Consider the following 18,904-nt stretch of genomic DNA (forward strand, 5'->3'; position numbering starts at 1 on the left):
TCTGACGCATGATCGCTCGTCGACCGTGATCCCGACTGGCGGACTGAGCCCGTGCTCTGGGTAGTGCACGGGAATCCGCCAGGCGGGGTGCCCCATTCGCGGAGGCGGGTTATTGCCCATTTTATGAGTTTATGCTCATATTGGGCATGAGAAAATTACGATGATCCGGCCCGATCTCATCATTTTCGACTGCGACGGCGTATTGGTCGACAGCGAGGTGCTGAGCTGTCGCTGCCTCTCTGACACGTTGGCGGGATACGGCATCAGCCTTGACATCGATCAGGCGCTTGATCTGTTCCTTGGGCGAAGCGTGACGGCGGTCTTCGAGCATTATGAAGCGTTGGGACGCTTGAACCCCGAGAAATTTTCGGCCGAGCTGAGGGCAGGGGTTCGAGCGGCGTTTCTCTCGTCACTTTGCCCAATCGAAGGGGTGAACTCGGTACTGGAGGACTTGCAAATCCCCCGTTGCGTCGCCTCGTCCAGCGACGTCGATAGGGTGTCTTTCTCCCTTTCTCTGACCGGCCTCGCGCCGCATTTCGGCACGCGTCTCTATACTTCCCAGATGGTGGAGCGCGGCAAGCCGGCGCCCGACCTCTTTCTCTACGCGGCCGAAAAGATGCGGGTAGATCCGCGTCGCACCCTCGTGATCGAGGATAGTGTCAGCGGCGTCAAGGCGGGCAAGGCTGCCGGCATGACCGTTTGGGGCTTTGTCGGAGGCAGTCACTATCAATCGCGTGACGGGAAGGCCATTCTCCGCGAAGCGGGAGCCGATCGCGTATTCGCACGGATGGCGGATTTCTGGCAGACGGATCGGCAAGGAACCTGATGGCAGCATCCGATAACGAGAAGTCGCGCCTGGACGAAGCCGCGCGGGCCGGCTGGCTCTACTTCATTGCCGGTCACACCCAGGATGAAATCGCCAAGATGCTGCAGGTTTCGCGCGCGTCGGCACAGCGCCTCGTCTCGCTGTGCCTCGCCGAGCGCCTGATCACTTTCCGCCTGGAGCATCCGATCGCTGCATGCATGGAATTAGCAGCGCGGTTGAAGGATTTGTTCCATCTCGCCTATTGCGAAGTCGTGCCGACCGATCCCGCCGCGCCGCTGTCGGCCGCTGGAATCGCCGAGCGCGCCGCCAACATCCTTGAATCGACGTTGCGGACCGAGAAGCCGACCATCGTGGCGCTTGGCACCGGGAGAGCAGTGCGGGCTGCCGTCGAGCGCGTGTCGCCGATCGACTGTCCGAACCACCAGATCGTGTCGCTGGTCGGAAACATTTCGGCCGACGGCTCGGCCAGCTTCTTCGACACTGTCGGCCGTCTCGCCGACCGGACCAAGGCGCGCCACTATCCGATGCCGCTGCCGTTTCTGATGTCGTCCGAGCGCGAGCGCGACCAGATGCTGAAAATAGATCCGATCGCCAGGGTGAGAGCGGTCGCCGCCAAGGCCGACCTGCGGCTTGTCGGGGTCGGGCAGATGGATCGGCAGGCGCAAGTTCACGTTGACGGTTTCGTCTCGCGCGAAGAACTGCTCGAGATGATGCGGCTGGGCGCCGTTGGCGAACTGACCGGCTGGGCGTTCAACGAGGAGGGGCACCTCATCAAAGGCGGGACAAACCTTCGTCTCACCAGCATTCCGCCGCGGGTACCTGCCGAGACCCTGACCATCGGAGCGGCGGTCGGTCGTGCCAAGGTTCCGGCCATCAGGGCGGCGCTGAAGGGGCGGCTTCTCAACGGGTTGATCACCGACGAGGCGACGGCAGGCGCAATCCTCAAGCCGTAGCGAACTGGCCGGTCTTCGGCCTCGGCGTGCGCGGGTTTCCCGCCAGCCGATCCTGGCATGCGATCCCATTAAACCATGTCCTCCCGCCCAGCGAGTCCAGTGCGGAAGCGCGATCCGATCCTTGACAACGCTTCGGCCCGGTGTGAACATAAATGCAAGGCGTGGGCATATGCTCAACGCCGTAAGGGAGGTTATCGTGAAACACGTCCTCAGCGCCCTGCTGGGCGCGGCTACCTTGTTGGGCGCAGCTCCTTCCGTCGCACAGACATCCCTGACCATCGCCACCGTGAACAACGGCGACATGATTCGGATGCAGGCGCTGACCAACGAATTCACCGCCAAGAATCCTGACATCACCGTCAAATGGGTGACACTCGAAGAGAACGTCCTGCGCCAGCGCGTCACCACCGACATCGCGACCAAGGGCGGACAGTTCGACGTGCTGACCATCGGCACCTATGAGGTTCCGATCTGGGCCAAGAAGAACTGGCTCATTCCGCTTGACAATCTCGGACCCGACTACGACGCCGCGGACCTGCTTCCGAAGATCCGGGATGCCGTGTCGGTTTCGGGCAAGCTGTACGCCGCGCCGTTCTATGGCGAGAGTTCGATGGTGATGTATCGCACCGACCTGTTCCAGAAGGCCGGCCTGACCATGCCGGAAAAGCCGACCTGGGATTTCGTGATCGATGCGGCGAAAAAGCTCACCGACAAATCCGGCGGCGTCTTCGGCATCTGCCTGAGGGGCAAGGCGGGCTGGGGCGAGAACATGGCGTTCCTGACCGCGATGTCCAACTCGTTCGGCGCGCGCTGGTTTGATGAGAAATGGCAGCCGCAATTCGACAAGCCGGAATGGAAGAAGACACTTTCGACCTATGTCGATCTGATGAAGGCCGCAGGCCCTCCCGGCGCCAGCTCGAACGGCTTCAATGAAAACCTCGCGCTGTTCAACTCCGGCAAATGCGGGATGTGGATCGATGCCACGGTGGCTGCGTCCTTTGTCACCAACCCGAAGGATTCCAAGGTTGCCGACAAGGTCGGCTTCGCGCTTGCGCCGAATGCGGGGCTCGGCAAGAACGCCAACTGGCTGTGGGCGTGGAATCTCGCCATCCCTGCGGGCTCGAAGAAGACCGCAGCCGCCGAGAAGTTCATCGCCTGGGCGACCAGCAAGGATTACACCAGGCTCGTCGCCTCGAAGGAAGGATGGGCCAATGTCCCGCCCGGCACCCGCACCTCGCTCTATCAGAATCCGGAATATCTGAAGGTTGCGCCGTTTGCCGGGCTGACGCTGGCATCGATCGATGCCGCCGATCCGAATAAGCCGACCGTGCAGTCGGTGCCTTACGTCGGCGTGCAGTACGCGGCGATTCCGGAATTCCAGGGCATCGGAACTAGCGTCGGCCAGCAATTCTCGGCGGCGTTGGCCGGGTCATCGACAGTGGACGCTGCGCTCGCAGCCGCGCAAACAGCCACCGAACGCGAAATGAAGCGCGCCGGCTACATCAAGTAGTGCGACACGCAATTCTGGCTGCCGTCAGGCCCCCGGGCAGGGACGGCAGCCCCATCTCCTTTCCCAGATAACAGGAGGCGGCGATGGCAACGCAGCAAACCCAGGTCCTCGGAAGGGCCCTGCTGACGCCGGCCGTCGCATTGCTGTTCATCTGGATGATCGTCCCGCTGGCAATGACGGTCTACTTCTCGACGTTGCACTACAGCCTACTCGATGCGGAAACCTGGAGCTTCGTCGGGCTGGAGAATTTTCGATATTTTCTCACCGATCCCGCTTTTCTGACCGCACTACGGAACACGCTGGTGCTGGTCGGATCGGTGCTCGCAATCACCATCCTGCTCGGCACGCCACTGGCGCTGCTGCTCGATCAGCAGGTGGTCGGGCGCAGCATCATCCGCCTGATGGTGATCGCGCCGTTCTTCGTGATGCCGACCGTCAGCGCCCTGGTCTGGAAGAACCTCTTGATGCATCCGGTGTCCGGACTGTTCGCCTGGGTCGCGACACTCGTGGGCGCAACGCCGATCGACTGGTTCAACGATGTGCCTTTGTTCGCGGTGATCCTGATCGTGGCCTGGCAATGGCTGCCGTTCGCCACCCTTATTCTGCTCACGGCGCTGCAATCCCAGGACGAGGAGCAAAAGGAAGCGGCCGAGATGGACGGGGCGAGCGCACTTTCGACCTTCATCTATCTCACTTTGCCGCATCTGGCGCGGCCGATCACCGTAGTCATCCTGATCGAAACGATCTTCCTGCTGACCGTGTTCGCCGAGATCTTTGTTACGACCGGCGGCGGCCCGGGCCTCGCGACCACCAATATCGCGTTCCTGATCTATACGCAGGCGCTGGTCCAGTACGATGTCGGCAACGCGTCAGCCGGCGGACTGGTCGCGGTCGTGATCGCCAATATCGTCGCGTTCTTCCTGGTGCGGATCGTCGGACGGAATCTGGAGGCGTAGGCGATGGCACGCAAGGTCACAGCAAGGCGCGTCTGGGTGTCCACCGCTGCGGCGTGGCTGTTCGGATTTCTGATTTTCCTGCCCATCCTGTGGATGGTGCTGACGAGCTTCAAAACCGAGCTCGAGGCATTCTCGATGCCACCAAAATTCCTGTTGTTTCACTGGACCACTGAGAACTACGCGACAGTGCAGGAGCGCAGTGACTATTTTCATCATGCGCTCAATTCGATCATCATTGCCGGCGGGTCGACGCTGATTGCGATGATCATTGCCATTCCGGCGGCCTGGTCGATGGCGTTCGCGCCGACGAAACGCACCAAGGATGTTCTGCTCTGGATGCTCTCGACCAAGATGATGCCATCGGTCGGCGTGCTGGTTCCGATTTACCTGATCTACCGGGATTTCGGGCTGCTCGACAGGCGCGCCGGTCTCGTCATGATCCTTTGTCTCGGCAATCTGCCGATCGTGATCTGGATGCTCTTCACCTATTTCAAGGAAATCCCGAAGGATATTCTGGAGGCGGCGCGGATGGATGGTGCGACCATCGGACGTGAACTCGTTTATGTTCTGACGCCGATGGCCATCCCGGGCCTTGCCTCGACGCTTCTTCTCAATTTCATTCTGGCGTGGAACGAGGCGTTCTGGACACTGAATCTTTCGACCCTGGACGCAGCACCGCTCACAACATTCATCGCGTCCTATTCAAGTCCCGAGGGCCTGTTCTGGGCAAAACTGTCGGCCGCCTCAACGCTCGCCATTGCCCCGATCATCATTCTCGGATGGTTCACGCAGCGGCAGCTTGTCCGTGGACTGACCTTCGGCGCCGTCAAATAGCAAGGGGACCAGAGATCATGGGCCAGATAACGCTGCAGGGAGTCAGAAAATCATTCGGGCCGGTCAACATCATCAAGGATGCCAATTTGGATATCGAAGACGGCTCCTTCGTGGTGTTCGTCGGGCCGTCCGGCTGCGGGAAGACGACGCTGTTGCGCCTGATCGCCGGGCTCGAGGATGTCACCGGTGGGAAAATCCTGATTGACGGCAAGAATGTGGTGGACGTGCCGCCGGCCAAGCGGGGCCTGTCGATGGTGTTCCAATCCTATGCGCTCTATCCGCATATGAGCGTCCGCGGCAACATCGCGTTCGGCCTGAAGATGGCCGGCCTGCCGCGGCCGGATATCGACCGCAAGGTGGAGGCCGCGGCCGCCACGCTGAATCTCACGCCCTATCTGGACCGCAAGCCACGCGAGCTATCCGGTGGACAGCGCCAGCGCGTGGCGATCGGACGCGCGATCGTGCGCGAGCCCAAGGCGTTTCTGTTCGACGAGCCCTTGTCGAATCTCGATGCAGCGCTGCGGGTCCAGATGCGCCTGGAAGTCACCAAATTGCAGAAGCAACTTGCGACCACCGCCATCTATGTCACCCATGACCAGGTGGAGGCCATGACGATGGCCGACAAGATCGTCGTGCTCAACGCCGGCCGTATCGAACAATATGGCTCGCCGTTGGAACTCTATGAGCATCCGGCGAATCTCTTCGTCGCCGGCTTCATCGGATCGCCAAAGATGAATTTTGTATCCGGCGAGGCGGCAGGCCAACCCGGCGTCGCCACGCTCGGCGTCAGGCCCGAACACCTGAGGATCGGCAAGGAGGGAGAGGGTTGGCCCGGCACCGTGTCGGTCGCAGAGCATCTGGGCAGCGACACCTTCCTCTATGTCGACGCCGGCAAGCTCGGTCTGCTGACGGCGCGTTGCATCGGAGAATTCAATCTCAAGGCCGGCGACCGCCTCTGGCTTTCGCCCGATCCAACCCGGCTGCACCGCTTCGACAAGGACGGCGCGGTGATAGCAGCATGAGCGGACGGCACGCTGCGCCGCGATAGGAAAACAGGAATAACAAGAAGATGTATCTGGAAAAATTCAAACTGGACCGAAAAACGGCGGTTGTTACAGGCGCCGGCCAGGGAATCGGCCTTGCCTGCGCGGAGGCCTTGGCGGAGGCCGGAGCGAAGGTCGTGATCGCCGATCGCGACCCCCAACTTGCCGATGCCGGGTGCGCGAGCCTGAAGGCGAAAGGCCTGGATGCCGAGATCGTCATCATGGACGTAACGGACTCGAAGCGCGTTACCGAGGTCGCCGACCAATTGGCAGCCCGCTACGGCGGCATCGATATCCTTGTCAACAATGCCGGCATTGCGCGAAGCGAGACGCCGGCCGAAGAGGTTGCCGACGAACACTGGAACAATGTCATCGACGTCAATCTCAACGGCACGTTCTGGTGCTGTCGCGCCTTCGGCAAGCACATGCTTGACGCAAAGTCCGGTTCCATCGTGAACATCGGGTCGATGTCGGGCTTCATTGTCAACAAACCGCAGGAGCAGTGCTACTATAACGCTTCCAAGGCCGCGGTGCACCATCTCACCAAATCGCTCGCGGCCGAGTGGGGGGCACGCGGCGTCCGTGTCAACGCCGTGGCGCCGACTTACGTCACCACGCCTCTCAATGCTTTCGTCAAAAGCAACCCGAAGATGTACGATGCCTGGATCGGTGGTACGCCGATGGCCCGAATGGGGGAGGTCGACGAGATCGCATCGGTCGTCCTGTTTCTGGCGTCTGACGCCGCCAGCCTGATGACCGGGAGTGTTGTCCTCGTTGACGGAGGCTATACGTGCTGGTGAGCTGGCGCTGAACTGAAGCGGGGTTGCAATGCAGCAGGCCTTCATCGGTATCGACGTCGGAACGTCGAGTGCCCGCGCCGGAGTGTTTGACGAGAAAGGAACCTTGCTGGCGACCGCCCGGCATCCGATCACGCTATGGCACGAAGCGGGCGGTGTCGTCGAACAGTCGTCGTCCGAGATATGGTCAGCATGCGCCGCGTCGGTTCGTGCCGCGATGGGAGAGGCAGCCATTCCGCCTTCCACGGTCAAGGGCCTGGGTTTTGACGCGACCTGCTCGCTCGTGGTGCTCGATGCCGGCGGCCATCCGCTGACCGTAAGTGGGTCCGGCGACGACCGAAGAAACGTTATCGTCTGGATGGATCATCGCGCTATGGCCGAAGCGCGCGAGGTGAACGAGACGCAGGACGAGGTCCTGCGCTATGTCGGCGGCTCGATCTCACCGGAAATGGAAATTCCAAAACTGCTTTGGCTTAAACGGCACCTGCCGTCGACCTATCGGTCCGCGGGCCATTTCTTCGACCTTGCCGACTATCTTTCGTTTCACGCCACCGGATCAACGGCCCGGTCGATATGCACGGTCGTCTGCAAATGGAATTATCTTGCCCAGGATCAGCGCTGGAGCCGCGGCTATTTCGAGCGCGTTGGTCTTGGCGATCTTGCCTCGGACGAATATGCGCGAATCGGAAGGGAGATCGTCGCACCCGGCACGTCGCTGGGTGCCGGCCTGACGAAGTCCGCGGCACGGGATTTGGGACTTCTCGAAGGCACGCCGGTCGCCGCATCGCTGATCGACGCGCACGCCGGCGGCGTGGGCACGATCGGTGGGCGCGGGAAGTCGGGTGAGCCGGTCGATGTGTGTCGTCGCCTTGCCTACATTATGGGGACCTCGGCTTGCATCATGGCAACGACGCGTGAGCCGTGCTTCGTCCCCGGCGTCTGGGGTCCTTACTATTCGGGAATGGTGCCCGGCTTCTGGCTCAACGAGGGCGGACAGTCCGCAGCCGGTGCCGCCATCGATCATCTCGTCAGGTCTCATCCCGCTTACAGCGAGGCCGTCGCGACTGCGCACTCCGCCGGCATGGAAGTTCTGGAATTTCTCGAACGGCGCATCGTCTCGGGCGTCGCGAGCCTGGGTGGGGCGGCGTTGCTGGCCCGTGACATCCACGTTCTGCCCGAGTTTCTCGGCAACCGGTCGCCCTTTGCCGATCCCTATTCCCGCGCGGTCGTTGCAGGCATGGATCTCGACGTCGACATCGGCTCGATGGAGCGGCTGTTCGTGGCCGGGCTGTGCGGGCTTGCGTATGGACTTGCCGATGTCGTCGAAGCTTTTCGAGCGCACGGCGTGGACAGCGATATGATGGTGATCAGCGGTGGCGCAGGACGAAGTCCGCTGGTTCGCCAGATCATGGCGGATACAACCGGCCTGACCGTTGCGGTCCCCGAAACGCAGGAGCCCGTGCTGCTCGGCGCCGCCATGCTGGGCGCGGTTGCGGCGAAGTCTTGCGGGTCAATCGGTGAGGCGATGGCCTCAATGTCCGCGATCGGCCGGCTGAGCGAACAGACACCGCCGGGACTAGCCGATTTCCACCGGACAAAGCGGCGGGTTCACGGGCTGATGCGAAAGCTGGAGCAAGACAGCCGTCATGCGATGCAGGGGATCGCATCGATCGCCAGACGTGATACGAAGAACTAGAGCCATGCTGCTGAGTTGCGGAGATGCCCTGGTCGATTTCCTGCCGGTCAAGTCCGTGGATGGACGCGACGCGACTGTGCCAGTTGTCGGAGGATCCTGTCTCAACATCGCCGTCGGCATGGCGCGTCTCGGCGCGCCGGCGGGGTTTGTGGGCGGCATCTCCACCGATCTCTTCGGCCGCATGATTGCCGATCATGCGTCGGCCTCGCAGGTCGACCTTCGCTACGTGACGCGCAGCGATTGCCAGACGACCCTTGCCTTCGTCCGCACTATCGCGGGCGAGCCGCAATATGCGTTCTATGACGAGGCGACGGCGTCCCGAAACTGGACCTATCGGCAGGGCTCCATCCCCTTCGACGAGATCGAAGCGATTCATGTCGGATCGACCACGCTTGCCAACGACAACGGGGCAGCCCAGGCGCTGGCGATGATCGAAGACGCAGCCGGCTCGATCACCATCTCCTTCGATCCAAATTGCCGGCCCAATCTGGTCAGGCATAAGGCGCACTACGTCGATCAGATGAATGCTTTTGCGGCCGCTGCAGACATCGTGCGAATGTCGGATGTCGATTTTGAATTTCTATACGGCGGCAACGACTATGCGGGAAAGGCCAGGTCGCTCATCGAGGCGGGCGCCGGCCTGGTTGTTGTCACCCGTGGGATCAAGGGAGCGCAGGCGTGGCATGGAAGTGCAGGCGCAGTTGAGGTTCAGGCCCCCGCCGTAGATGTGGTGGACAGCATTGGGGCTGGCGACAGTTTTCAAGCGGCGCTCCTATTCGCTTTGCGTGCGATCGGAAGGATCAAAACCCGCCCCCTGTCGCAGATGAATTCCGATGAGCTTTGTCGAGTGCTGTCGTTTGCCTCGATTTGCGCGGCCTTCACATGCGGGCGGGCCGGGGCCGATCCGCCGCGCCAATCGGATGTCGGCGCCGCCTTATCTCGTCTTTTGTCGGATGGGCTCGGCTGAGAAATTGCGCCCGCCAGGTGCGTGTCATGGCAATGTATTGGCGCAAAGTGCTCATCGCCGAGAAACTTTATTGTAGTTCGACGGCCTCCGGCCGACGATCACATCGCATTGGCGGTCAGTCATTCCCGCCCACCCCGTTTGACTTGTCGTTCTGCTTGCGGGGCGAGCGCTTTCGTGGCCGGCCAGCCCGCAGGAGTTGCCTCAGGCGGCTTTTGAACTGCGCAATAAGATCGTCGTTATAAAGTTCCGAGCTTGTGTCGCTATCTTGTTTCTCTGGCTCGGAATCCGGGACCTCAGGTAGCTTTTGCATCGAGGCTGGCTCCTGCGGGAGGCCTATGCGTGTGAGTTCACGGTCGAGATTTGCGGTTCTCCAGCCGTTGGGAACTCCGACGGAACCAGCGTGGAGCGCTCGTGCGCAGGCAGAGGAGTCTCGGCTTTATCTTCAGAGGTTCGTATTCCGCACTCGACGGCAGACTGGTTGATCTGCGCGATCATAAGGGCGGCGGTCTTGAAGGAGACATCGATAGCCCGGCTGAGCTGAAATGGCTTGATAGGTTCCGTGCCGCACCCGGTCAGGAAGAGAGCCTTCAGCCATTTGTGAAATGGGACGTGGCTGCACTCGAACATTGTGCCTGTTCGCACCGAGAACAGCTTTCGGCAGCCATAACACTTGCGCGTGCCAGTCTTAGTACTGGATCCTCTTAGGAGACTAGTTCGGCTATTTTCGCCGCAATGTGGACACACAACCCCGTTCGGCCAGATGCAGGCCTCGACAAGTTCGAGCGCAGCACACTCATCTTTGAAGCAGCGAGAGAGGTCGGTACGCATACGGGGCCTCGTTTACGTCCAAAACGTCGTCGAGACGTTCCACTCCCCCGATTTCATTCTCAGAAATGTTTACGCGCGCTTACGGCATGCGAGAACCGTACCAGTTCACGAATGAAGCTAGGTGCGGATCGCAAATGCGGATTGCAGACCAGGCTTCAGTTCAGTTTCGAGCTGATTTGGATCGGTTTCTCTCGGAATAAAAATTTCTGATACAGCGTGTACGTGATCACTCTACCGCGAATGCGCCAGCTCCCGAGCGTGAGATCGATGGCGGTGCGTGCACACTGAGCGATCAATATGCACAAGCATCGCGCATTAGTGGGTTAGAATAATCAAGTTGCGATGCACCAATAGTTACGCATTAATTAACAACAATAGTTGCGCACTTATTAGCGATGCGGGCTGACCGAGAGATTTGTTCCCGGTACTGCCGATTAAGCGAGACCAACTAGCGAGACCCAGTCGTGACCGCGGCGCGAGCCGCGGAATGAGGACGGCTTGCGTGAAGGTCCCTCATTGGAGCTTAAGCTAATGCAGTTGTATCAGTTGCCGAAGAGTGCGACCACAGAAGTCGGCCTGCTCATCGACAGGCGCATCAAGCAGAGATCGGCAAGGTATCCGATCGGGGGCGTACCGAAACGGTTACTTGATATTCTCGTTTCTTCGTCAGCGCTGCTGGCCTTCGCGCCGCTCCTTCTCCTCATTGCATTGCTTCTGAAGGTCATGGATCGCGGTAACATTCTTTACCGGCAACCACGCGTCGGCTTTCGTTCTTCCACTTTCGGCTGTCTGAAGTTCAGGACAATGGCAATGGATGGCGACGCGGTGCTGGCGCGGCATCTTCGTGATTATCCCGAGGCTGCGAGGGAGTGGGCCGAAACGCGCAAGCTAAAGTGCGATCCGCGCGTGACTGCGGTTGGCCTGGTGTTGCGTCAAACCAGTCTGGATGAATTGCCACAGCTCTGGAATGTTCTTCGAGGCGACATGAGCATCGTGGGTCCGCGGCCGGTGGTCGTCGAAGAGATCACAATGTACGGACCGAGCGCGGGGCACTATCTGCTGACGCGTCCTGGTCTAACCGGCGCGTGGCAGGTCAGCGGACGCAACGATGTTTCCTACGAGCGCCGCGTTTCCATCGATCGGGACTATGTCGAGAACTGGTCGTTCTGGAATGACATAAAGATCATCGCGAAGACTGTGCCGGTGCTGATTACGGCCAAGGGCACATACTGATGCGGGTCGCAATAGTCCACTATTGGCTTGTCGGGATGCGCGGCGGCGAGAAGGTCCTCGAAGCCATCTGCGAACTCTATCCATCGGCCGACATCTTCACGCATGTAGTGGTGCCGGAGTCCATCTCCCCGGCGATTGCCAACCATCGAATCGTCACGTCGTTCATCGCCAAGCTGCCGCGGGCAAAGTTATGGTACAAGAAGTATCTGCCGCTAATGCCGCTTGCGCTCGAGCAGATCGACCTTCGCGGCTACGACTTGATCATCAGCAGCGAGTCCGGTCCCGCGAAGGGCATCATTCCTCCCGCGCATGCGGTGCATGTCTGCTATTGCCATTCCCCGATGCGGTACATCTGGAACATGTACCACGATTACAGGTCCGCGTCCGGCCTGCTGACGCGCGCCGCGATGACGCTGTTCTCTCACTACCTGCGCAACTGGGATCAGGGGTCATCTGCTCGGGTCGACTTGTTCGTTGCCAACTCCCACAATGTTTCATCGCGTATCCGGAAATACTTTCGCCGCGAATCCGATGTTGTCTTTCCACCAGTCGATGTCGACGCCTTCGAGCAGGTTACGGCTTCTGATGTCGGCGACTACTATCTGATGGTGGGGGAACTGGTTGCCTATAAGCGGGCCGACCTGGTCGTTGACGCCTTCAACGCGTCTGGCAAGAGGCTCATCGTTATAGGCGGCGGTGAGATGCTGGATACTCTCAAGCGGCACGCGCGGCCCAACGTCACGATTATGGGACCGCAGCCATTTGCAGTCCTTCGGCATCACTATGCGCGTTGCCTTGCTTTGATTTTCCCCGGTGAAGAGGACTTTGGCATCGTTCCGGTCGAAGCGATGGCGAGCGGCCGGCCCGTCATCGCATTCGGCCGCGGCGGCGCCACCGAAACAGTTATCGACGGCGTTACTGGCGTGCTGTTCTCGGAGCAGACCACGGAGGCGCTTGGGAAGGCGATCACGCGCGCCGAGACGATCAGCTTCTCCGCCACCGACATCGTTCGGCATGCAGCCGGCTTCAGTAAGGAGCGCTTCAAGCGCCAAATGAGGCGTTCGGTTGAACGGGCATTGCGCGAAAACGCGACAGTTGCTGGCGGCCACCAGATTCAGAATCTGTCCGGCGCCGGAGCGCGAGTTGTCCATGCGAGCAGGTTCTGGGGCGGATGAATCGCATTCTGTTACAATGTTGAGTGGTAGTATCATGAAGGTTGTCACCTTCAACGTTAAGTACAGCCCCAACCTCGGTGATGGGGTGATTGCCGAATGCCTCGAAGCCGGGCTTGGGCGGCGACTACCCGATGTCGGCATTGAAGCTCTGGATCTTGCCGGACGCACCGATCGCGACAGTTCGGCGAGATCAGGCCGTCGTGTCCTTGCCTTGAAGGCACTGCAGATGATGCCCGCCTTGCTGCGCGATGTTTTGGTAGAGGCAATCCTTCGCCTTCAGATGAGGAGGAAATGCCGACCGGTCTGGCGCGAAGCGTTACGCGATGCCGATCTCGCGATTGTCGGTGGCGGCCAGCTAATCCAGGACGGCGACCTCAACTTCCCGGTCAAGCTGTCGATTGTGGCGGCAGAGTGCAAGCGCAGCAATGTTCCGATCGCCTTGTTTGGGCTAGGTGTCGCCGAAAGCCGGTCTGGACGAGGTGCAGCACTGATCTCGTCACTGTTGCATGCGGACCAGCTGGTGTTCGCAGGCGTGCGCGACAGCGATTCTGCGAGACGGCTACGCCAGCGTCGCGTGAAGGGCGTCGTCGTGACGCCGGATCCCGGCCTGATGGCGTCTCAGGTGTGGCCATCAAGTGCGCGGCGACAGCGCAAGCGCCCTGTTATTGGCGTCGGGATGACCCATCCGGTCATTCTGCAACATCACGGGGAGGGAAAGTCTGATGATACGACCGTTATGGGTCTCTATCGAAGCTTGATCAGGCGACTGCTGGCATCGGGATACGACGTAACCTGCTTCTCGAACGGAGCTCGGGAAGACCAGACTTGCCTGGACCGTGTCGTTGGTTCGTTCTGTGGTGACGATGGGCTGGCGCGCGCGCCAGACTGCAGGACACCCCGGGAACTCGCGGAGCTGGTGGGAAGCTTCGATGCGGTCATCGCGCACCGGCTGCACGCATGCATCCTGGCATACTCCTACCGCATAGCGCACGTCGGATTGAGTTGGGACCCAAAGCTCGCGGCGTTCTTTGCGAATGTCGGACGGAGCCGGTACCTGGTGGAGTTCAGCGATGACGCTGTGCAGATAATGCCAGAGCTCCTGGCCGCTGCGCGGGCCGAGACGATCTGCGAGGTCCAGCATAAGCGTGTACTCACATTAACGGGGGCATCGATCGATGGTCTGGTGGGGCTGCTCAAGGGGGAGACGCGGCCAAAGCTGATCGAACATTCCGAACGGGCCTTGAACCCAATGCGTCTCAGCAAGGTTCGCGCATGACCATCGAGATTATCGGCATTGGCACAATTTTGGCGGGCCTCTGGGTGCTGTGGCAGGGCCCAATCGCGGCGTTCTGGGTGATGGCCCTGGCTGCCCTGCTGGGGGCAGCGGCTGCGTTCAAGGTTCCGGCGCTGGGCGACGCAAGCGTCCCACCGGTCGTGGTAGTCGCCATCTTTCTTGCGATGACGGTCGCACTGCGGCCGCGTCTGCGCACGGCAGCGCTCGAGAGTCTTGCGCCGGCGGGGCCCGGTTTCTGGGTTCTGCTGTTCACGATCTACGCCGTTGCAACCGCATTTTTCATGCCGCGGCTGTTTCAAGGCCTGACCTACGCCTACTCGCTCGCGCGAAACGACGCCGACATTGGTATCGTCAGTCTTCCGTTGAAGCCTCGGGCCGCCAATGCGACGCAGGCCTTCTATCTCATCGCGGATCTCGGATGCTTCATGAGCACCTGGGCGCTTATGGTCCGGGACCAGGCGAGGGGCATCACAAATGCGTTGATCGTGTGTGCGGTGGTCTTGCTCGCCTCGGCCGTGGCCGACGTCGCCACACATTATACCGACACGGGATTCTTGCTCTCCTGGCTCCGCAATGCCAACTACCGGATGCTCGAGTCCGGTGAAATCGGCGGATTCAAACGCATCGTCGGCACATTCACCGAAGCCGGCGCCTTCGGCTATGCGGCGCTGGGCTTCCACGCATTTACCCTGAGCCTTTGGCTGTACGGGTTCCGCACTCGCATCACCGGATCGCTCGCGCTGCTTCTCGCGGTATCGCTGTTGTTATCGACTTCGACGACGGCCTATGGATCCTTGGCGATGTTCTCGTCGCTCATGCTGGTCAGTGCGCTTGTGAAGCTCGCCAACGGACAGGCCACCGGCAGGGACTGCAGTTATCTTTTTATCGTCTCGATGATCCCGTTCCTGCTTTTAGTGGTCATCTTGTTCGTGCCTTCGATCTGGTCGGCTGTGACGGGCCTGTACGATGCAGCCGTCTTCAACAAGCTGGCAAGCCAGTCCGGGATTGAGCGCATGCGCTGGAATTACTTCGCGCTGCAGAACTTTTGGGACACTTCGGGCTTCGGCGCCGGGCTCGGGAGTGTCCGGGCGTCCAGCTTTGTGGTCGGCTTGCTCGCCAATACGGGCGTTCTCGGCTTGCTCCTGTTCGTCGTGACGCTGGCCTCGGTGTTCACTATGGGAAGGCCGATTTCTTTTGAGGATGTTGTCGCGCGTGCAGGCCTGCATGCATGCCTCGCTCTCTTTGGCTCAGCCTGCATATCGGCTGGTAGCGTCGATCTTGGATTTCTCTTTTTCATCTTCTTTGCGCTTGCCGCTAGCGGGCGACATTTGCGTGAGCTTGCGGCTCCGGCGTTGGTGAAAAGCAATCCATTGATCGCCGTGGGGATGTAGTTCATGAGACAGCCGCACTATCCGAAATCGAATGACAAGGTGTTCGGCGTCTGGGACATTGCCGCCTTTCTCCTGGAGAACCGCAAGACGATTGCTGCTTTCATCGCAGCGACCGTTTCTGCCGCTGTGGTCTATCTTCTGCTGGCGACGCCGATATTCGTGGCTACGACCAGTGTCATCATTGACCCCAACCGGGGAGCGGAACTGTTCAATGCAGCGCCAATGCCTCCGACGATGACGTCGGATCAGTCGCGCGTTGAGAGCCAGATGGAGGTAATCAAGTCGGACCGGGTCGCCAATTCGGTTATCTCACGGCTGAAACTTGAGCAGCGGACGGAGTTCGCGACCGGACCTTCGCTTTTCCAAACTGTCCTGGCCCGGCTTACTCCAACTTCGACGGCTTCCGCAGCAGGAGAGGCCGGTCCTCCAGATACGACGGAATTTCGTGAGGTTGCGTCACGCTTTGCTGGCAAACTGTCAACGAAACGTATCGGACAGTCTTTAGTCATTGAGATTGCCTTCTCGTCCGCCGATCCGAACTCGTCCGCAGAGATCGCCAATGAAATCGCCGAATCTTTTATCAGAACGATAGTCGAGGCCAAGTCCAAACTCGCAGAGGAGCAGGGCAAGTGGCTCTCGGAGCGATTGGAGACCCTGCAGCAGCAGGCGTTCGAGGCGGCGCGCAGGGTTAACCGCTTCCGCTCCGTCGGCGACTCCCTTTCCAGCCAGGACGCTCGAGCAAAGCTCGAAGAACTCGAGAGCATCGCGACCAGTTATCGCAAGATGTACGATGATTTCCAGCGCCAATATAACGAGACGCTCCAGCGCATCAGCTATCCGGACGCTGATGTAAGAATCATTTCCCGGGCGTCGGCCCCGCTGGGAAAGAGCAGCCCACGCACCTCGCTCGTTCTTGCATTCGCGGTTGTTCTGGGAGGACTGAGTGGAACGGCGTTTGCGGCGGTACGCCTCACTGGCGATCGCGCCGTTCGCTCCCTGGCGCAGCTGAGCACGAATGTCGGAATAGCCCCCCTTGGTGCGATCAATGATCTTTCAGAGGCGAGCATCTGGCGGGAAGGGAAGCTGCGGTGGTTCAGCAGGAGCGCGACGGCCCGAGACGCTGCGGGTACCTTGAGCAGGATTGCGGCCGGCCGCCTGAGCGCTTCGGTGAAGACCGATCTTCGAAGGCTAAGAACGACTATCGCGTCGCTAACGGCGAATCCGGATGTCTTGTGCATCGGCGTGATCGCCTGTTGCGAAGGTGAGGGATCGACGACGGTTGCGGCATGCCTCGCCAATGAATACGCGCGAAGCGGCGCACGGACCATTCTCGTCGATAGCTGCGCTGACAGCCGGACACTAAGTCAGGAGCTGGCCACCGGAACGACGACAAAGTCGCAGCCGGATGGACGACAGGAGTCCGAGCGAGCGGTCGGGCCTGGTGCTCTTGCATTGGCATTGTTGCCGTCTGCCGAAAGTTACCTCGAGCCGGGCGAAACCAATCGGCTCCTGATGGAACGGACGACGGAAGTACTCACGCAATCCCGGCTGGAGTTCGAACGGATCATCGTCGATCTGCCAGCGCTGCTGTCGTCGGATCATTGGAAGCTGCTCAGTTCCCACATTGACCAGGTGATCATCGTGGTCGACTTCGGGAAAACGACAGTCGACCAGGCAAGAGACGGCGTGATCGAACTCAATCTTGCAGGCCGCAAGGTGCTCGGTGCCGTTCTCAATCGCGTTCCTGCAATTGCTCGGAAGACCTGGTCATGACGATTGCCGGGCAGAGAGAGGTAGTGATGACCACTAGCGCGTTTGCCGAACCTTCAGCAACTCCTGTGTTGTCAGCCATTCGAAGTCGTCCCCGACTCAAGGCAGCGATGAAAAGGTACCTCGAAGCGATTGGCTATGACACGACCGACTGGGTGCGTGTGGCGATGTATCGGCATGCGTTCGAGTTCATCACGCGGTTGGGACCGGAGCGACTTCGTGTTTTGGAGGTGTCGGCCGGCTCGCAATGGAAAAGCAGGTTTGCCTTCGAGTCATTCATGGGGACGAGCTATCCGACTTTCGATATCTGCAAGGATGTCTTGCCGGATCAGTTTGATCTGGTCATCGCCGACCAGGTCTTTGAGCATTTGAAGTGGCCGACACGTGCTGCCCGCAATGTATATGAGATGGTGCGGCCAGGCGGCCACTTCCTCATCGCTACGCCGTTTCTGGTTCGCTATCACCCATCGCCGATAGACTGTAACCGGTGGACGTCCGAGGGGCTTTCCTGCCTCTTGCAGGAGGCAGGGTTTCCCGAAGCTGGGATTCAGACCTTCGCCTGGGGCAATCGTCCGTGCCTTAAGGCTAACCTGTCAGCATGGCGCAAGCGCGGTTTCTTCGGCTCGCTGCGCAACGAGCCGGATGTCCCCATCATGGTGTGGGCGTACGCCAGAAAGCCGCTCGGACCCGCGGAGGCAGCTGGATGAGCGGCACAAGCTCGAATTGGTCCGAAGAACGCGTGCACCATCCGCCGCTCAGGATTGTTGTAGGTATTGCAACGTCGGGTCGCCCGCTCATACTTGCGCGCGTGCTGGAACGCTTGCGCTTGCAGACGCGCATTGCTGACGCGGCCATTGTTTGCGGCGCATCGCCAGCCGATGTATCAGGGATCGATTCAGGACATCCGGGACTTCGCTGCATCACAAGTGATCGGGGCCTGACGATACAGCGTAATGCGATCCTCAGGGCGGGCGCGGCCTTCGACCTCGTCGTCTTCCTCGACGACGATTTCGTGCCTTGTCCCGGTTATCTTCAGGCTGTCGAACGGACCTTTATGACAAGGCCCGATGTCGTCGTTGGCACCGGACATGTTGTCGCCGACGGCATTCGTGGTCCCGGACTCGCCTTCGAGGATGCGCTCAAGACGCTGCAGCAAGACGGTCAGGCGGAGCCGACGCAGGAGATCGAGAACGTCTATAGCGCCTACGGCTGCAACATGGCGGTACGCATCGACGTGGTGCGTGCGAGGGGGCTGGAGTTTGATGAGACCCTGCCACTCTACGGCTGGCTGGAGGACGTCGACTTCAGCCGTCGCATGGCGGCATATGGCCGGATTGTGAAGATCGATGCCGCGCGCGGCGTCCACCTCGGCGTGAAGTCCAGCCGTCAATCGGGTCGCCGGCTCGGCTACTCGCAGGTTTCCAACCCGCTCTATCTGGTTCGCAAGGGCACCTGCTCGAGCAGCAAGGCGCTGAAGCTGATGAGCCGCAACGTCGTGGCCAACGTCGCCAAGGCGTTTCGCCCGGAGCCTTACATCGATCGCGCCGGTCGACTGAAAGGAAACGTTCGTGCGTTGCTCGACTTGCTGGCCGGCCGCCTGTCACCGAAACGCGTTTTGAGTTTGTGAGATT

At 60.3% G+C, this 18,904-nt stretch carries 17 protein-coding genes; 16 read left to right on the forward strand and 1 reads right to left on the reverse strand.

Going from position 1 to position 18,904, the window contains the following annotated elements; genetic code table 11:
* Positions 1–160: 160 nt before the first annotated feature.
* From V1294_RS12555 to V1294_RS12595, 9 genes are all read left to right on the forward strand, one after another.
* Positions 161–826 (forward strand): HAD family hydrolase, encoded by a 666-nt coding sequence (locus V1294_RS12555; RefSeq protein ID WP_334497420.1) that lies wholly within the window; start codon positions 161–163, stop codon positions 824–826.
* On the forward strand, positions 826–1,779 hold the full coding sequence (locus tag V1294_RS12560) for a sugar-binding transcriptional regulator (RefSeq protein ID WP_334497422.1): 954 nt from the start codon (positions 826–828) through the stop codon (positions 1,777–1,779). The genes V1294_RS12555 and V1294_RS12560 overlap by 1 nt, the downstream gene beginning before the upstream one ends.
* A 196-nt stretch (positions 1,780–1,975) precedes the next feature.
* Positions 1,976–3,289, forward strand: a complete 1,314-nt coding sequence (locus V1294_RS12565; RefSeq protein ID WP_334497424.1) for an ABC transporter substrate-binding protein — start codon at positions 1,976–1,978, stop codon at positions 3,287–3,289.
* Between the two features lie 83 nt (positions 3,290–3,372).
* Positions 3,373–4,245, forward strand: coding sequence for a carbohydrate ABC transporter permease (locus V1294_RS12570; RefSeq protein ID WP_334497426.1), 873 nt, complete (start codon positions 3,373–3,375; stop codon positions 4,243–4,245).
* A 3-nt stretch (positions 4,246–4,248) separates the two neighbouring features.
* The gene (locus V1294_RS12575; protein WP_108515245.1) at positions 4,249–5,079 is read left to right on the forward strand and encodes a carbohydrate ABC transporter permease; all 831 of its coding nucleotides are present in this window, start codon (positions 4,249–4,251) and stop codon (positions 5,077–5,079) included.
* A 17-nt stretch (positions 5,080–5,096) separates the two neighbouring features.
* The gene (locus V1294_RS12580; RefSeq protein WP_334497429.1) at positions 5,097–6,101 is read left to right on the forward strand and encodes an ABC transporter ATP-binding protein; all 1,005 of its coding nucleotides are present in this window, start codon (positions 5,097–5,099) and stop codon (positions 6,099–6,101) included.
* 47 nt (positions 6,102–6,148) lie between these two features.
* Positions 6,149–6,922 (forward strand): SDR family NAD(P)-dependent oxidoreductase, encoded by a 774-nt coding sequence (locus tag V1294_RS12585; RefSeq protein WP_334483612.1) that lies wholly within the window; start codon positions 6,149–6,151, stop codon positions 6,920–6,922.
* 28 nt (positions 6,923–6,950) lie between these two features.
* Complete coding sequence (locus V1294_RS12590; protein ID WP_334483610.1) at positions 6,951–8,615, forward strand: FGGY-family carbohydrate kinase; 1,665 nt, start codon at positions 6,951–6,953, stop codon at positions 8,613–8,615.
* Between the two features lie 4 nt (positions 8,616–8,619).
* On the forward strand, positions 8,620–9,582 hold the full coding sequence (locus tag V1294_RS12595; protein WP_334504613.1) for a carbohydrate kinase family protein: 963 nt from the start codon (positions 8,620–8,622) through the stop codon (positions 9,580–9,582).
* A gap of 333 nt (positions 9,583–9,915) precedes the next feature.
* Here the strand turns inward: V1294_RS12595 and V1294_RS37955 are convergent, their stop codons facing one another.
* Positions 9,916–10,410 (reverse strand): transposase, encoded by a 495-nt coding sequence (locus V1294_RS37955; RefSeq protein WP_442895336.1) that lies wholly within the window; start codon positions 10,408–10,410, stop codon positions 9,916–9,918.
* Positions 10,411–10,941: 531 nt separating this feature from the next.
* Between V1294_RS37955 and V1294_RS12600 the strand changes: the two genes are divergently transcribed.
* From V1294_RS12600 to V1294_RS12630, 7 genes are read left to right on the forward strand one after another with little or no spacing between them, the layout of a single operon-like run.
* Positions 10,942–11,643 (forward strand): sugar transferase, encoded by a 702-nt coding sequence (locus V1294_RS12600; protein WP_334497431.1) that lies wholly within the window; start codon positions 10,942–10,944, stop codon positions 11,641–11,643.
* Entirely contained in the window at positions 11,643–12,818 is a 1,176-nt protein-coding gene (locus V1294_RS12605; protein WP_334497433.1) for a glycosyltransferase, read from the forward strand. Before V1294_RS12600 ends, V1294_RS12605 begins: the two co-directional genes overlap by 1 nt.
* Positions 12,819–12,852: 34 nt before the next feature.
* Entirely contained in the window at positions 12,853–14,094 is a 1,242-nt protein-coding gene (locus tag V1294_RS12610; protein WP_334497435.1) for a polysaccharide pyruvyl transferase family protein, read from the forward strand.
* A complete protein-coding gene (locus V1294_RS12615; RefSeq protein WP_334497437.1) occupies positions 14,091–15,503 on the forward strand; it encodes a hypothetical protein in 1,413 nt (470 codons plus the stop codon). The genes V1294_RS12610 and V1294_RS12615 overlap by 4 nt, the downstream gene beginning before the upstream one ends.
* 3 nt (positions 15,504–15,506) lie before the next feature.
* On the forward strand, positions 15,507–17,276 hold the full coding sequence (locus V1294_RS12620; RefSeq protein ID WP_334497439.1) for a GumC family protein: 1,770 nt from the start codon (positions 15,507–15,509) through the stop codon (positions 17,274–17,276).
* The gene (locus V1294_RS12625; protein ID WP_334497441.1) at positions 17,273–17,980 is read left to right on the forward strand and encodes a methyltransferase domain-containing protein; all 708 of its coding nucleotides are present in this window, start codon (positions 17,273–17,275) and stop codon (positions 17,978–17,980) included. The genes V1294_RS12620 and V1294_RS12625 overlap by 4 nt, the downstream gene beginning before the upstream one ends.
* Positions 17,977–18,900 (forward strand): glycosyltransferase family 2 protein, encoded by a 924-nt coding sequence (locus V1294_RS12630; RefSeq protein ID WP_334497443.1) that lies wholly within the window; start codon positions 17,977–17,979, stop codon positions 18,898–18,900. Before V1294_RS12625 ends, V1294_RS12630 begins: the two co-directional genes overlap by 4 nt.
* Positions 18,901–18,904 lie beyond the last annotated feature (4 nt).

Origin of the sequence: Bradyrhizobium sp. AZCC 1678 (assembly GCF_036924765.1) — a bacterium.
GTDB classification, from domain to species: Bacteria; Pseudomonadota; Alphaproteobacteria; order Rhizobiales; family Xanthobacteraceae; genus Bradyrhizobium; species Bradyrhizobium algeriense.

Coding starts and splice junctions, on each gene's coding strand:
- V1294_RS12555 (WP_334497420.1), top strand. CDS start 161: ATGATCCGGCCCGATCTCATCATTTTCGACTGCGACGGCGTATTGGTC.
- V1294_RS12560 (WP_334497422.1), top strand. CDS start 826: ATGGCAGCATCCGATAACGAGAAGTCGCGCCTGGACGAAGCCGCGCGG.
- V1294_RS12570 (WP_334497426.1), top strand. CDS start 3,373: ATGGCAACGCAGCAAACCCAGGTCCTCGGAAGGGCCCTGCTGACGCCG.
- V1294_RS12575 (WP_108515245.1), top strand. CDS start 4,249: ATGGCACGCAAGGTCACAGCAAGGCGCGTCTGGGTGTCCACCGCTGCG.
- V1294_RS12580 (WP_334497429.1), top strand. CDS start 5,097: ATGGGCCAGATAACGCTGCAGGGAGTCAGAAAATCATTCGGGCCGGTC.
- V1294_RS12585 (WP_334483612.1), top strand. CDS start 6,149: ATGTATCTGGAAAAATTCAAACTGGACCGAAAAACGGCGGTTGTTACA.
- V1294_RS12590 (WP_334483610.1), top strand. CDS start 6,951: ATGCAGCAGGCCTTCATCGGTATCGACGTCGGAACGTCGAGTGCCCGC.
- V1294_RS12595 (WP_334504613.1), top strand. CDS start 8,620: ATGCTGCTGAGTTGCGGAGATGCCCTGGTCGATTTCCTGCCGGTCAAG.
- V1294_RS37955 (WP_442895336.1), bottom strand. CDS start 10,410: ATGCGTACCGACCTCTCTCGCTGCTTCAAAGATGAGTGTGCTGCGCTC.
- V1294_RS12600 (WP_334497431.1), top strand. CDS start 10,942: ATGCAGTTGTATCAGTTGCCGAAGAGTGCGACCACAGAAGTCGGCCTG.
- V1294_RS12605 (WP_334497433.1), top strand. CDS start 11,643: ATGCGGGTCGCAATAGTCCACTATTGGCTTGTCGGGATGCGCGGCGGC.
- V1294_RS12610 (WP_334497435.1), top strand. CDS start 12,853: ATGAAGGTTGTCACCTTCAACGTTAAGTACAGCCCCAACCTCGGTGAT.
- V1294_RS12615 (WP_334497437.1), top strand. CDS start 14,091: ATGACCATCGAGATTATCGGCATTGGCACAATTTTGGCGGGCCTCTGG.
- V1294_RS12620 (WP_334497439.1), top strand. CDS start 15,507: ATGAGACAGCCGCACTATCCGAAATCGAATGACAAGGTGTTCGGCGTC.
- V1294_RS12625 (WP_334497441.1), top strand. CDS start 17,273: ATGACGATTGCCGGGCAGAGAGAGGTAGTGATGACCACTAGCGCGTTT.
- V1294_RS12630 (WP_334497443.1), top strand. CDS start 17,977: ATGAGCGGCACAAGCTCGAATTGGTCCGAAGAACGCGTGCACCATCCG.